Source organism: Thioalkalivibrio sp. AKL19 (genome assembly GCF_000420165.1).
Taxonomy (GTDB): Bacteria; Pseudomonadota; Gammaproteobacteria; order Ectothiorhodospirales; family Ectothiorhodospiraceae; genus Thioalkalivibrio.
In genome coordinates this window covers 20512-33233 of the sequence record NZ_ATUK01000012.1, presented here as the reverse complement: position 1 = coordinate 33233, position 12722 = coordinate 20512, and the positions used below count along the sequence as shown (strand labels likewise).

Below are 12722 nucleotides of genomic sequence, written 5' to 3'. Positions count from 1 at the left end.
GTACGAGGGGCGTTCGGCGCCCTTTTTTTGTTTCCGGGTCCCGCCAACGGGACGGAGTTGATCGAGACGCCCTTGTCGCAAAAGGCCGAACAACTGAATACGCTGCTAACCCCGGTGGTCGAGGGGGAGGGTATGGAGCTGTGGGGGCTGGAGTATCATGCCGGTTCCAAGCCGCCCGTGGTGCGCATTTTCATTGATGGCGAGAATGGCGTCACGGTAGATGATTGCGCACGCGTCAGCGAACAGGTCGGCGCGGTGCTGGAAGTCGAGCAGATCCTGAAGGGCAACTACACCCTGGAAGTATCCAGCCCGGGGGTGGAACGCCCCCTTTTCACCCCCGAGCAGTTCCGTCGCTACATCGGCCACCCGGTGAAGGTGCGCCTGTCGTGGCCGGAGCACGACCGCCGCAATTTCCGCGGCATGTTGCTGTCGGTGGACGATCCCATGATCGAAGTGGAAGTGGACGGCATGGCCTACGAGCTGCCGCTGGCCGCCATCCATAACGCGCGGGTCCTCGAACAGCTGTAAAGGCGGCTGTCGTACAGGGCGCTGCTACGCTTTTGTTGAATCGGCAGGCGACTGCCGAGTGCGGAGAGGCAAGACATGAACAAGGAGATCCTGCTGGTCGCCGATGCCGTGGCGAACGAGAAGGGAGTGGAGAAGGACATCATCTTCGACGCCCTGGAATCGGCCCTGGCGATGGCGACTCGCAAGTACCACGGCGGCAAGATGGACGTCCGCGTGAGCATCGACCGCGAGGAAGGCGACTACGAGGCCTTCCGCCGCTGGACCGTGGTGGACGACGAGGATCCGGAGTTCGAATCCCCGGAGTACCAGATCCTGCTGTCCTATGCCCGGCAGAAGAACCCGGACGCCCAGGTGGGCGACGTCATGGAGGAGCCGGTCGAGGCCGTGGACTTCGGGCGCATCGCGGCGCAGACCGCGAAGCAGGTCATCGTGCAGAAGGTGCGCGAGGCCGAGCGCGCCAAGGTGGTCGAGGAATATCAGGATCGTGTCGGCACGCTGGTGATGGGGATCGTCAAGCGCACCGATCGCAACGGCACCTACGTGGACCTGGGCAACAATGCCGAGGCGCTGATCCCGCGGGAACACATGATTCCGCGCGAGACGGTGCGCACCAACGACCGTCTGCGCGGATTCCTGAAGGAGATCCGCCCCGAGGCGCGTGGGCCGCAGCTGATCCTCAGCCGGACGGCGCCGGAGTTCCTGATCGAGCTGTTCAAGCTCGAGGTGCCCGAGGTCGGTCAGAACATCATCGACATCATGGGTGCGGCCCGCGATCCGGGCATGCGTGCCAAGATCGCCGTGCGCTCCAACGATTCACGCCTCGACCCGGTGGGCGCGTGCGTCGGCATGCGCGGGTCACGCGTGCAGTCGGTCTCCAACGAACTCGCCGGCGAGCGTATCGACATCATCGTCTGGGATGAAAACCCGGCGCAGTTCGTGATCAACGCGATGTCGCCGGCCGAGGTCCTGTCGATCGTGGTCGACGAGGACAAGCAGTCGATGGACATCGCGGTCGAGGAAGACAAGTTGTCGCTGGCCATCGGCCGTGGCGGGCAGAACATCCGTCTGGCCTCCCAGCTGACTGGCTGGGAACTGAACGTGATGACCGAGGAACAGGCGGCCGAGAAGAGCGAGGCCGAGGCACAGCAGCTGGTCACCTTCTTCATGGGGGCCCTGGATGTCGACGAGGAAGTCGCCGGCATTCTGGTCCAGGAAGGCTTTACCACCCTGGACGAGGTGGCCTATGTGGACGAGGCCGAGTTGCTGGCCATCGAGGAGTTCGACGAGGACATGGTCGAGGAGTTGCGCAACCGCGCGAGCGATGCGCTCCTGACCAAGGCCATCGCGGCCGAGGAAGGTCGCGAGGGTTATCAGCCCGCGGAGGATTTGCTCAACATGGACGGCATGACGGCGGCGCTGGCGAACAAGCTGGCGTCACACGGCGTGTGCACCATGGAGGACCTGGCGGAGCAGGCATCCGACGATGTGGTCGAGATGACCGGCCTGGATACGGAAGAGGCGTCGGCGCTGATCATGACGGCGCGCGCCCCGTGGTTCGAGACCGGGGACTAACCCCGGTCGCTGGCATCGCGAACCCGTATCACAGGCTGTCGGCTGGCCTGAAAAGAATCTGGAATGGAGGTAGGCGCCATGGCGCAAATGACAGTGCAGCAATTCGCGGAATCGGTGGGGACACCGGTTGACCGCCTCATGGTTCAGCTCAAGGAGGCGGGCGTCGACGTCGATGGTCCCGAGGCGGCGATCACCGATGCCGAGAAGCGCAAGCTGCTCGATCACCTCCGCCAGTCGCACGGCGAGGGCGGCGAGTCCGGGCGTGTGACCCTGAAGCGCCGGACCCAGGCGCAGACCCTCAAGGTCAGCTCCGGTCAGGGCCGCTCAAAGACGGTCAACGTCGAGGTGCGCAAGAAGCGTACCCTGAAGCGCAAGCCGGCCGAGGCCCAGCCCGAGGCGCCGGTGGAAGAGGAACCGGCGGCCGAGGAACAGGCCCCGGCTCCGGAGGCCCCCGAGGAGACCCGTGCATCCGTCGCCCCGGTGGAAGAGCCCGCGGCCGAGGCCCCGGTGGAGGAGACCCCGGCCGCCGAAGATACGCCCGCCGCGGAGCCGGAACCCGTGGAAGAGACGCCGGCCGAGCCGGAACCCGAGGTGGCTGAAGAGGCGCCGGCCGAAGAGCCCGCGCCGGAACCGGAGCCCGTTGAAGAGGCGCCGGCCAAGCCGAAGCGTCCGCTGAGCCGGACCGAGCAACTGGCGCTGCAGGTCGAGGCCGAGCGCGAGGCCCAGCGCAAGGCCTCCGAGGCGCGCAAGCAGGAAGCCGCCGACCGCGAGGAACGCGTGAAGCGTCGTCAGAAGGAACTGGAGGCCCAGGAAGCCAAGCGCGAGAAGGAAGAGCAGGCGCGTCTGGAGCGCGAGGCCGCGGCCCGGGCGGCCGCGCCGGCGGCGCCGGAAGGCGATGCCAAGTCCGGCAAGGGCGCCCGCAAGGGTGGCCGCAAGGACGACCGCAAGGAACTGCACGTGGCTGGCGATCGTCGCGGCCGCCGCAAGAAGGGCGAGAGCCGCAAGGCCCAGTCCGCCGCCGCCCAGGCGGTGACCAGCAAGCACGGCTTTGCCAAGCCGACCGCTCCGGTGGTGCGCGAGGTCGAGGTGCCGGAGACCATCACCGTGGCCGATCTGGCCCAGGCGATGGCGATCAAGGCCCCGCAGCTGATCAAGGCCCTGATGGGCATGGGTGTGATGGCCACCATCAACCAGTCCATCGACCAGGACACCGCGATGCTGGTGGTCGAGGAGATGGGCCACAAGCCGATCGCCGCGAAGGAGACGTCGGTGGAGGACGAGATCGATACCGGTCTCGAACAGAACGCCGAGGCCAAGCCGCGTCCCCCGGTGGTCACGGTCATGGGACACGTCGACCACGGGAAGACCTCGCTGCTGGACTACATCCGCAAGGAGAAGGTCGCGTCTGGCGAGGCCGGCGGGATTACCCAGCACATCGGCGCCTACCACGTGAAGAACAATCACGATGGCGTGACCTTCCTGGATACGCCGGGACATGCCGCGTTTACCGCTATGCGTGCCCGTGGCGCGCAGTCCACGGATATCGTGATCCTGGTGGTGGCCGCGGATGATGGCGTGATGCCGCAGACCATAGAGGCGATCCAGCATGCGAAGGCGGCGGGTGTGCCCGTTGTGGTCGCGGTAAACAAGGTCGACAAGCCAGAAGCCGAACCGGACCGGGTCATGAACGAACTGGCCCAGCACGAAGTGATCCCGGAGGCTTGGGGCGGCGATACCCAGTTCATCCATGTCTCTGCCCATACCGGGCAGGGGATCGACGAACTCCTCGAGGCCCTGGGCCTGCAGGCCGAGGTGATGGAGCTGAAGGCCCCGGACGAAGGTCCAGCCCGTGGCGTGGTGATCGAATCGCGCCTGGAGAAGGGGCGTGGCCCGGTCGCGACCATCCTCGTGCAGTCCGGCAAGCTCAAGCACGGCGACATCCTGCTCTCGGGCAAGGAATACGGTCGCGTGCGGGCGATGTTCGATGATACCGGTACGGCGGTGAAGGAAGTCGGTCCGTCGATGCCGGTGGAGGTCCTCGGGCTCTCCGGCGTGCCGGAGGCGGGCGACGAGGTCCTGGTGGTCGCGGACGACAAGACCGCCCGCGAGGTGGCCGAGCACCGCGACACCAAGCAGCGCGAGCGCAAGCTGGCCGCGCAGCAGGCGGCCAAGCTGGAGAACATCTTCAACCAGATGCAGGAAGGCGAGATCGCCACCGTGAACATCCTGATCAAGGCGGATGTCCAGGGGTCGGCCGAGGCGCTGCGCGAGTCGCTGGTCAAGTTGTCGACCGACGAGGTCCGGGTGAAGGTGGTGTCCGCCGGTGTGGGCGGGATCTCCGAGTCCGACATGAACCTGGCGATGGCCTCCGAGGCGATCGTGATCGCATTCAACGTGCGTGCCGATGCCGGGGCCAAGCGCCTGGCGGCCGAGAACGAGATCGACGTGCGCTATTACTCGGTCATCTACGAGGCCATCGACGACGTGAAACAGGCGCTGTCCGGCCTGCTCTCGGCGGAGATCCGCGAAGAGGTCATCGGTCTGGCCGAGGTGCGCGACGTGTTCAAGGCCTCGGGCTTTGGCCAGGTCGCGGGCTGCCTGGTGGTCGAGGGCGCGGTCAAGCGTGGCAACCCGATTCGCGTGCTGCGCGACAACGTGGTGATCTACGAGGGCGAGCTGGAGAGCCTGCGTCGCTTCAAGGAGGACGTGAACGAGGTCAAGGCCGGTACCGAGTGCGGTATCGCGGTGAAGAACTACAACGACGTGAAGGCGGGTGACCAGATTGAGGTCTTCCAGCGCGTCGAGGTGGCCCGGACGCTCTGATGCCCGGGAACCGTGATTTCCATCGCTCGGACCGTGTCGGCGAGCAGATCCAGCGCGAGCTGGCCGAGCTGATCCGCATGGAGGTCAAGGACCCGCGCGTGGGCATGATTACCCTGGCCGGTGTCGAGGTCTCGCGTGATCTCGCCCATGCCCGGGTGTTCTTCACCCAGCTGGGGGGTGCGGAAAAGGGCCAGGAAGCGCAGAAAGGGCTGAACAATGCGGCCGGCTTCCTGCGCCGGGCACTGGGCCAGCGCATGCGGCTGCGGTCGGTGCCGCAGCTGCGTTTTGTCTACGACGACACCCCGGAGCGCGGTGCCCATCTATCTTCGCTGATCGACCAGGCGCTGGCAGAGGACCGGGCGCATCATGCCGACGACGCGGAATCGCGGACGGGCGATGCTCCGGATGAAGACGGAGATCACGGACGCGAGCCCGGCGAAGGACCGGAACGCGGGGCCTGAGGCCGCGCGTATCCGGCCGGACGGTTCTTCCATGGCGGGCAAGCGGCGCGAGGTCGACGGCATCCTGTTGCTGGACAAGCCGCGCGGGCGCAGTTCCAACCAGGCGCTTGGCCGGGTCAAGTATCTGTTGCAGGCGAAGAAGGCCGGTCATACCGGGGCACTGGACCCGCGGGCGACCGGCCTTTTGCCGTTGTGCTTCGGGCAGGCCACCAAGGTCTCCGGCTGGCTGCTGGATGCGGACAAGCGCTACATCGCCGAGGCGCGCCTGGGTGTGGAGACCGACAGCGCGGATCTCGATGGCGCGGTGATCCGCGAGGCGGTTGTTCCGGAGATCGCGCCGGCGACCCTTCGCGAACTGGAGCAGCGCTTCAGTGGCGAACAGGCGCAGGTGCCGCCCATGGTCTCGGCGCTGAAGCACCAGGGCCGGCGGCTGTACGAACTCGCCCGCCAGGGCGTGGAGGTCGACCGGCCCCCGCGCGCCGTGCGCATCCATTCCCTCCGCATCGAGCAGACGGCCCCGGATCGCCTGCGGCTTGAGGTGCATTGCTCCAAGGGGACCTATATCCGGTCGCTGGTGGCCGATATCGGCCACGTGCTCGGTTGTGGCGCGGCGGTGGATACCCTGCACCGGGTGGGGCATGGTCACTTCGATGCGTCCGCGATGGTGTCGCTGGAGGCCATCGAGGCCGCCTTCGAGGCGGGTGGGGCGCCCGCCATCGAGGCCCTGCTGCAACCCGCACAGACGGCGCTGGCGCACTGGCCGGCCGTGACGCTGGATGCGGCCGCCAGCGCCGCCATGCGTCATGGCAATCCGGCCGGCGCCGGCGCGGTACTGGCACAGTCCCCGGGTGCGCCCGATGCCCCGCTGGAGGCGGAAACCGGCTGGCCGCTGGTGCGGATATTCGATGCCGACCGTCGCTTCCTGGCGGTGGGCGTGCGCGACGATCAGGGGCAGGTTCGGGCGCGGCGTCTGTTCGTGCCGGCGGCCTGAGCGCGCCGGGTTGTTTTCTGTTCATGGCCGCGTGCGTCGTGCTACCATTGCGCGCCTATCGCCAGCGCCACTGGTCGATTAACGGTCTAGAAATCTCAGGAGTCAGGTTTTCATGTCGCTCACTACCGAAGAAAAATCGGCCATCGTCGAGAAGCACAAGCGCGATGCCAACGACACCGGTTCGCCGGAGGTCCAGGTCGCGCTGCTGACGGCCCGCATCCAGCATCTGATGGGGCATTTCGACAAGCACAAGCAGGATCATCACTCGCGCCGCGGGCTGCTGAAGATGGTCAGCCAGCGTCGCAAGCTGCTGACCTACCTCAAGCGCCACGACCAGGACCGCTATCAGGCCCTGGTTCAGGAGCTTGGGCTGCGCCGCTAAGGCTGGCACAACGGGCCCGCGCCACTGGTGCGGGCCCGTTCGCTTTCGGGGCCGCGCAAACGTCCCGCGAAGGCTAGAATTCAGGCATCAACGTCGCATGAACACGGGAAACGGGAAATAACGTGGCATACAAGAAGTCGTTTCAGTACGGAAACCATACCGTCACCTTCGAGACCGGTGACATCGCCCGCCAGGCCAGTGGCGCCGTCCTCGTCAACATGGCCGAGACCGTGGTTCTGGTCACCGTGGTGGCCCGCAAGGACGCGGATCCGGGACGCGACTTCTTCCCCCTGACCGTGAACTATCAGGAACGCACCTACGCGGCCGGCAAGATCCCCGGCGGGTTCTTCAAGCGCGAGGGGCGTCCGAGCGAGAAGGAGACCCTGACCTGCCGACTGATTGATCGCCCGATCCGTCCGCTGTTCCCCGAGGGCTTCAAGAACGAGACCCAGGTGGTGGCGACCGTGATGTCGATCAACCCCGAGGTGGACCCCGACATCCCCGCGATGCTTGGCACCTCCGCGGCGCTGGCGCTGTCCGGCGTGCCGTTTGCCGGCCCGATCGGCGCCGCGCGCGTCGGTTACCGCGCTGGCGAGTACCTGCTGAACCCTACCTACAGCGCCCTGGAGGAATCCGACCTCGACCTGGTCGTGGCGGGGACCGAGAACGCCGTGCTGATGGTGGAATCCGAGGCCAATCAGCTCTCCGAAGAGGCGATGCTGGGCGCGGTGATGTTCGGTCACGAGCAGATGCAGGCCGCCATCCAGGCGATCCGGGAGCTGGCTGCCGAGGCCGGCAAGCCCGCCTGGGACTGGCAGCCGCCGGTATCCATCGAGTCGCTGGAGGACCAGGTCAAGGGCGTGGTTGGCAGTGAGCTCGTCGAGGCGTACCAGATCGCCGAGAAGCAGGCACGCACCCAGCGCATTGGCGAGCTGCGCGGCAAGGCCGTGGAGGCCCTGGCCAGCGAGGACGAGTCCGGGCCCGGCGCGGACGATGTAAAGACGGCATTCCACGACCTCGAGTACCGCCTGGTGCGGGATCGCATCCTCGACGGCAACCCGCGCATCGATGGCCGCGACACCAAGACGGTGCGCCCGATCCACGTGGATACGAGCGTGCTGCCGCGCGCGCACGGGTCCGCGGTGTTCACGCGAGGCGAGACGCAGGCGATGGTGGTTGCGACCCTTGGGACCGACCGCGATGCGCAGGTGATCGACGCCCTGGAAGGCGAGCGCCGCGACCGCTTCATGCTGCATTACAACTTTCCGCCCTACTGCACCGGCGAGACCGGTTTCGTCGGCACGCCCAAGCGCCGCGAGATCGGTCACGGGCGACTCGCCAAGCGCGGTGTACAGGCGGTCATGCCGAGCGAGACCGACTTCCCCTACGTGATCCGCGTGGTTTCCGAGATCACCGAATCCAACGGGTCCAGTTCGATGGCCTCGGTCTGTGGTACCTCGCTGGCGCTAATGGATGCCGGTGTGCCGCTGAAGGCCCCGGTCGCGGGGATCGCCATGGGCCTGATCAAGGAAGGCGAACGCTTCGCGGTGCTCTCCGACATCCTGGGCGACGAGGATCATCTTGGTGACATGGACTTCAAGGTCGCCGGGACCTCGGACGGCGTCACCGCCCTGCAGATGGACATCAAGATCGACGGCATCACCCGCGAGATCATGGAGCAGGCGCTGGCGCAGGCGCGCGAGGGCCGCATGCATATCCTCGGCTGCATGAACGAGGCGCTGCCGCGGCACCGTGAAGAGATGTCCTCGCACGCGCCGCGTTTCATCACCATGAAGATCAATCCGGACAAGATCCGTGACGTGATCGGCAAGGGCGGGGCGACCATCCGTGCCCTGACCGAGGAGACCGGTGCGAGCATCGACATCCAGGACGACGGTACGGTGAAGGTCGCCTCCACCGACCAGGCGGCCGGGCTCGAGGCCAAGCGCCGTATCGAGGAATTGACCGCGGATATCGAGGTGGGTCGCCAGTACACCGGCAAGGTGGCCAAGATCATGGACTTCGGCGCGTTCGTCTCGATCCTTCCGGGCCGCGACGGCCTGGTGCATATCTCGCAGATCTCCGACGAGCGGGTCGAGAACGTCGGCGATTTCCTCTCCGAGGGGGATTCCGTGACCGTGCGCGTGCTGGAGGTGGACAAGCAGGGTCGCATTCGTCTGAGCATGAAGGCGGTCGAGCCCGAGTCCTGATCGGACGCGGTTCGTTCAGGGGCACCGGAGTCCGGTGCCCGGCTATTCAGATTCGGGACGCTTCGGCATGGATCTCGTCAGTATTCGCAAGAGTTATCGCCGCTACGCCCGCCATTACGACGCGACGTTCGGGCGGGTGTTCGCGACCGGGCGCGCGAGTGCGCAGGAAACCCTGGCGCCGCTTTCCGGCAAGAGAATCCTGGAGGTTGGCGTGGGTACCGGCATCTCGCTGCCGGACTACCCCGACGACTGCGAGGTCGTGGGTATCGACGTCTCCCGGGAGATGCTGGAGGTCGCGCGCGGCCGCCTGAATGGCGGTCTGCCCGCCGTATCGGGGCTGTGCGAGATGGACGCGGAGCAACTCGGTTTCGCCGACAACAGCTTCGACGCGGTGGTGGCGATGTACGTGGCGACCGTTGTCCCCGACCCCGAGGCGCTGTTCGCCGAGATGTGGCGGGTCTGCCGTCCGGGCGGGCGCCTGCTAGTGGTCAATCACTTCGCCTCGCAGCAATGGCTGCTCCGGGGCTTCGAGCGGTGCCTGCGGCCGCTCTCCAAGGCCGTGGGCTTTCGCCCGGACATGGAATACGAGGACTTCGTGCGGGTAACCGGGCAGGAACCCTGCATGGTCGCCCCGGCCAGTCTTTTCGGTTACTGGAAGCAAGTCGAGTTCCGCAAGCCGGCCTGAACGCAGTTCCTCGCAGGGCTCCGCCAGGAGCACCGTCATCGCGAGGCGCGCAGCGCCGTGGCGATCTCCATGGAGCGCCCCGACGCCGGAGGCGGGCAAATGCCGGGGCTCCGTCAGAAGGGTCCTCCCTGCGCTTGCCCTTCGGGCCGAACTGCGGTCGTTCAATGCGCTTCGCGCTTTTGTGCCATGGCCCCTGACGGGGCGTCGTGATGACGGTGCCTGGAGTAGGCGCGCCGGCAGTCAGCGGCGCGTGAACAGCGGCAGTTCGTGGCGTCGCGCATTGGCCGCGATGAAGCGGCCCCTGCCGTCGTGCTCCTGGTCCAGGGCTGCCTGCTCGGTCGAGGCCTCGCCGATGATGGTCGCGAAAAAGACCTCGAGTTCGCGGCCATCCACCCGCAACTCGCCAAAGGCCGAACCGTCCGCCGTCGGGCGCCAGAACAGGCGCGGTTGCCAGTTGCAGCCCTGGATCTGCGGGTGCTGGAACAGTTCGATCAGCCGTTGTTCGAGTAGGTCGGACATGGGAACCTCGGTTGGGGCGTGGCGGACGAAGACCTGAGCGAGACGCTGATCCGCGTTTGCATGACGGTTGCGCCTGCTGTCACGAAAAGGCGTTACTGTAGAGGAACCCCGCCCACCGCGTCAGAGGACCCCGACGAATGGCCATCGACTGGAAGCGCTACGACCCCGCCCCGTTCTATGACGAACTGATCGAAAAGCCCGGCAAGCCCCGTGGCCCGGGCAAGGCGCTGGCCGAATACCTCGCCTCGCTGGACGAGGGCGAGATTCACAGCCGCAAGCAGTCGGCGGACAGCGCGATCCTCGAGATGGGCATCAGCTTCACGGTCTACACCGAGGGCGAGAACATCGACCGCGCCTGGCCGTTCGACATCATCCCCCGGGTCATCGCGCGCAAGGAGTGGGATCAGGTCTCGGCCGGGCTGGAGCAGCGGCTGAACGCGCTGAACCTGTTCATCGACGATATCTACAACGAGCAGCGGATCTTCCAGGACAAGGTGATCCCGCGCTACGTCCTCAACCAGTCTAAGAATTTCCGCGAGCAGTGCATCGGGATCAAGCCGCCGCAGGGCGTCTGGGCGCATATCTGCGGCAGCGATCTGGTGCGTGACGGATCGGGGCAGTTCTATGTCCTGGAGGACAACCTGCGCGTGCCCTCCGGGGTCTCTTACATGCTGGAGAATCGGCAGGTTACCAAGCGCGTGTTCCCGGAGATGTTCGAGAGCTCCAGCATCCTGCCGGTGGACGAATACCCCACCCAGCTGTTCGACATGCTGGCGTCGATCTCGCCGCGGCCGCAGGACTACCCGGAGATCGCGGTGCTGACGCCCGGCATCTACAACTCCGCGTACTTCGAGCACTCCTTCCTCGCGCAGCGCATGGGCGCGGAGCTGGTGGAGGGCGCGGACCTGGTGGTCGGCGACGACGACTGTGTCTACATGCGCACCATTGACGGGCTGGAACGCGTCGACGTCATCTATCGCCGCATCGACGACGAGTTCCTCGATCCGGAGGTCTTCAATCCCGACTCGATGCTGGGCGTGCCCGGCCTGATGCGGGCCTGGCGCCAGGGCAACGTCGGGCTGGCCAACGCCCCCGGCGCCGGCGTGGCGGACGACAAGGTGATGTATGCCTACGTGCCGGACATCATCCGCTACTACCTGGACCAGGAACCGATCATCCCCAACGTGCCGACCTATCTGTGCGTGAACGAGAAGGATCGCGCCTACGTGCTGGACCATCTCGACGAGCTGGTGGTGAAGCCGGCCAACGAGTCCGGCGGCTACGGGATGCTGGTCGGCCCGCATGCCACCAAGAAGCAGCGGGCAGAGTTTGCGCAGCTGATCAAGAAGGACCCGCGCAACTACATTGCCCAGCCAACGCTGGATCTTTCCGTGGCACCGACCCTGTGCGGTGACGAGATCGAGCCGCGTCACCTGGACCTGCGTCCCTTCATCCTGCAGGGGGTACGCACTGACGTGACCGCCGGCGGGCTGACGCGCGTCGCCATGCGCAAGGGGTCGCTGGTGGTGAACTCGTCGCAGGGCGGGGGCAGCAAGGACACCTGGATCGTGGACGAGGAGAACTGAGATGCTCTCGAGAGTCGCTGAACGCGTCTACTGGATGGCGCGCTATGTCGAACGTGCCGAGAACACCGCGCGCATGGTCATGGCCTTCAACCTGCTGGCCCTGGACATGCCGAAGTCCGTCCAGCTGTCGTGGAAGGGGCTGGTCGAGGTGACCGGCAACGAGGTGTCGTTCGACAACCACTACCAGCGCGACGATGAACGCAATTGCGTGAAGTTCCTGCTGGCCGACGCGGACAACCCGAGCTCCGTGCTGAATTCGCTGCGTGCGGCCCGCGAGAACGTGCGCACCACGCGCGACCTCGTGCCGTCCGAGGCCTGGGAGGTGATGAACGAACTGTACCTGTTCGCGCGTGACCACATCGACCAGGGCATTGGCAAGCGTGGGCGTTTCGAGTTCCTGTCCGAGGTGATCCAGCGCTGCCAGACCCTCACCGGGCTGCTGGCCGGGACCATGAGCCACGACGCGGCCTACGACTTCATCCGCCTGGGGCGCAACCTGGAGCGGGCCGACATGGGGACGCGCCAGATCGACGTTGGGGCGCTGCGGCACCTGAAGAAGGACGGCGAGGATCCGGAGCCGTACGAGGGGCTTCTGTGGACCAGCATCCTGCGCTCGGAGAGCGGCTTCCAGATGTATCGTCAGCACGTGAAGCGGCGCATCAATGGGGTGGACGTGGTGCGCTACCTGTTGCAGGACAAGGCCTTCCCGCGCTCGGTCACCCACGCCCTGACCCAGGTACAGGACGCGCTGGAGAAGCTGCCGAACAACGAACTGCCGCTGCGGCTGGTGATCCAGGCGCGCCGCCATGCCTCCAGCGCGCAGGTGGACGAACTCATCAAGGAGGATGGCCTGCACGCCTTCATCGACGTGCTGCAGCGCGATATCGCGGACATTCACGGCGCGAACGCCGAGACCTGGTTCCTGGCTGCGCCGGCGCAGGTGCAGACCCAGGTGGCGTAGTCCG

General features: G+C 66.3%; 11 protein-coding genes. 10 read left to right on the top strand and 1 reads right to left on the bottom strand.

What is annotated here, in order from left to right; translation table 11 throughout:
• Positions 1-57 precede the first annotated feature (57 nt).
• The 8 genes from rimP to F817_RS0106750 all read left to right on the top strand — a co-directional run bounded on the left by rimP (position 58) and on the right by F817_RS0106750 (position 9652).
• Positions 58-528: a ribosome maturation factor RimP gene (rimP, locus tag F817_RS0106785; protein ID WP_196801207.1), complete on the top strand. Its 471-nt coding sequence runs from the start codon at positions 58-60 to the stop codon at positions 526-528.
• Between the two features lie 75 nt (positions 529-603).
• Entirely contained in the window at positions 604-2100 is a 1497-nt protein-coding gene (gene nusA, locus F817_RS0106780; RefSeq protein ID WP_024326939.1) for a transcription termination factor NusA, read from the top strand.
• A gap of 63 nt (positions 2101-2163) precedes the next feature.
• On the top strand, positions 2164-4923 hold the full coding sequence (infB, locus tag F817_RS0106775; protein ID WP_024326938.1) for a translation initiation factor IF-2: 2760 nt from the start codon (positions 2164-2166) through the stop codon (positions 4921-4923).
• On the top strand, positions 4923-5384 hold the full coding sequence (gene rbfA / locus F817_RS0106770) for a 30S ribosome-binding factor RbfA (RefSeq protein WP_024326937.1): 462 nt from the start codon (positions 4923-4925) through the stop codon (positions 5382-5384). Before infB ends, rbfA begins: the two co-directional genes overlap by 1 nt.
• A 31-nt stretch (positions 5385-5415) precedes the next feature.
• Complete coding sequence (gene truB, locus F817_RS0106765; RefSeq protein ID WP_024326936.1) at positions 5416-6375, top strand: tRNA pseudouridine(55) synthase TruB; 960 nt, start codon at positions 5416-5418, stop codon at positions 6373-6375.
• A 112-nt stretch (positions 6376-6487) separates the two neighbouring features.
• Positions 6488-6757, top strand: coding sequence for a 30S ribosomal protein S15 (gene rpsO, locus F817_RS0106760; protein WP_018867806.1), 270 nt, complete (start codon positions 6488-6490; stop codon positions 6755-6757).
• 122 nt (positions 6758-6879) lie between these two features.
• Complete coding sequence (pnp, locus tag F817_RS0106755) at positions 6880-8967, top strand: polyribonucleotide nucleotidyltransferase (protein ID WP_024326935.1); 2088 nt, start codon at positions 6880-6882, stop codon at positions 8965-8967.
• A 67-nt stretch (positions 8968-9034) separates the two neighbouring features.
• Entirely contained in the window at positions 9035-9652 is a 618-nt protein-coding gene (locus F817_RS0106750; protein ID WP_024326934.1) for a class I SAM-dependent methyltransferase, read from the top strand.
• A 240-nt stretch (positions 9653-9892) separates the two neighbouring features.
• Here the strand turns inward: F817_RS0106750 and F817_RS0106740 are convergent, their stop codons facing one another.
• Positions 9893-10171, bottom strand: coding sequence for a hypothetical protein (locus F817_RS0106740; protein WP_024326933.1), 279 nt, complete (start codon positions 10169-10171; stop codon positions 9893-9895).
• A 137-nt stretch (positions 10172-10308) separates the two neighbouring features.
• On the opposite strand from F817_RS0106740, the gene F817_RS0106735 reads away from it, so the two are divergent.
• Together F817_RS0106735 and F817_RS0106730 are read left to right on the top strand one after the other, a co-directional pair.
• Positions 10309-11757, top strand: a complete 1449-nt coding sequence (locus F817_RS0106735) for a circularly permuted type 2 ATP-grasp protein (protein ID WP_024326932.1) — start codon at positions 10309-10311, stop codon at positions 11755-11757.
• 1 nt (position 11758) lies between these two features.
• On the top strand, positions 11759-12718 hold the full coding sequence (locus F817_RS0106730) for an alpha-E domain-containing protein (RefSeq protein WP_029681053.1): 960 nt from the start codon (positions 11759-11761) through the stop codon (positions 12716-12718).
• The last annotated feature ends 4 nt before the right edge of the window (positions 12719-12722 follow it).

What these genes read in the sequence shown, in the direction of transcription:
- F817_RS0106750 (WP_024326934.1), top strand. Translation starts at nt 9,035, where the DNA reads ATGGATCTCGTCAGTATTCGCAAGAGTTATCGCCGCTACGCCCGCCAT.
- F817_RS0106740 (WP_024326933.1), bottom strand. Translation starts at nt 10,171, where the DNA reads ATGTCCGACCTACTCGAACAACGGCTGATCGAACTGTTCCAGCACCCG.
- rpsO (WP_018867806.1), top strand. Translation starts at nt 6,488, where the DNA reads ATGTCGCTCACTACCGAAGAAAAATCGGCCATCGTCGAGAAGCACAAG.
- F817_RS0106735 (WP_024326932.1), top strand. Translation starts at nt 10,309, where the DNA reads ATGGCCATCGACTGGAAGCGCTACGACCCCGCCCCGTTCTATGACGAA.
- F817_RS0106730 (WP_029681053.1), top strand. Translation starts at nt 11,759, where the DNA reads ATGCTCTCGAGAGTCGCTGAACGCGTCTACTGGATGGCGCGCTATGTC.
- infB (WP_024326938.1), top strand. Translation starts at nt 2,164, where the DNA reads ATGGAGGTAGGCGCCATGGCGCAAATGACAGTGCAGCAATTCGCGGAA.
- nusA (WP_024326939.1), top strand. Translation starts at nt 604, where the DNA reads ATGAACAAGGAGATCCTGCTGGTCGCCGATGCCGTGGCGAACGAGAAG.
- truB (WP_024326936.1), top strand. Translation starts at nt 5,416, where the DNA reads ATGGCGGGCAAGCGGCGCGAGGTCGACGGCATCCTGTTGCTGGACAAG.
- rbfA (WP_024326937.1), top strand. Translation starts at nt 4,923, where the DNA reads ATGCCCGGGAACCGTGATTTCCATCGCTCGGACCGTGTCGGCGAGCAG.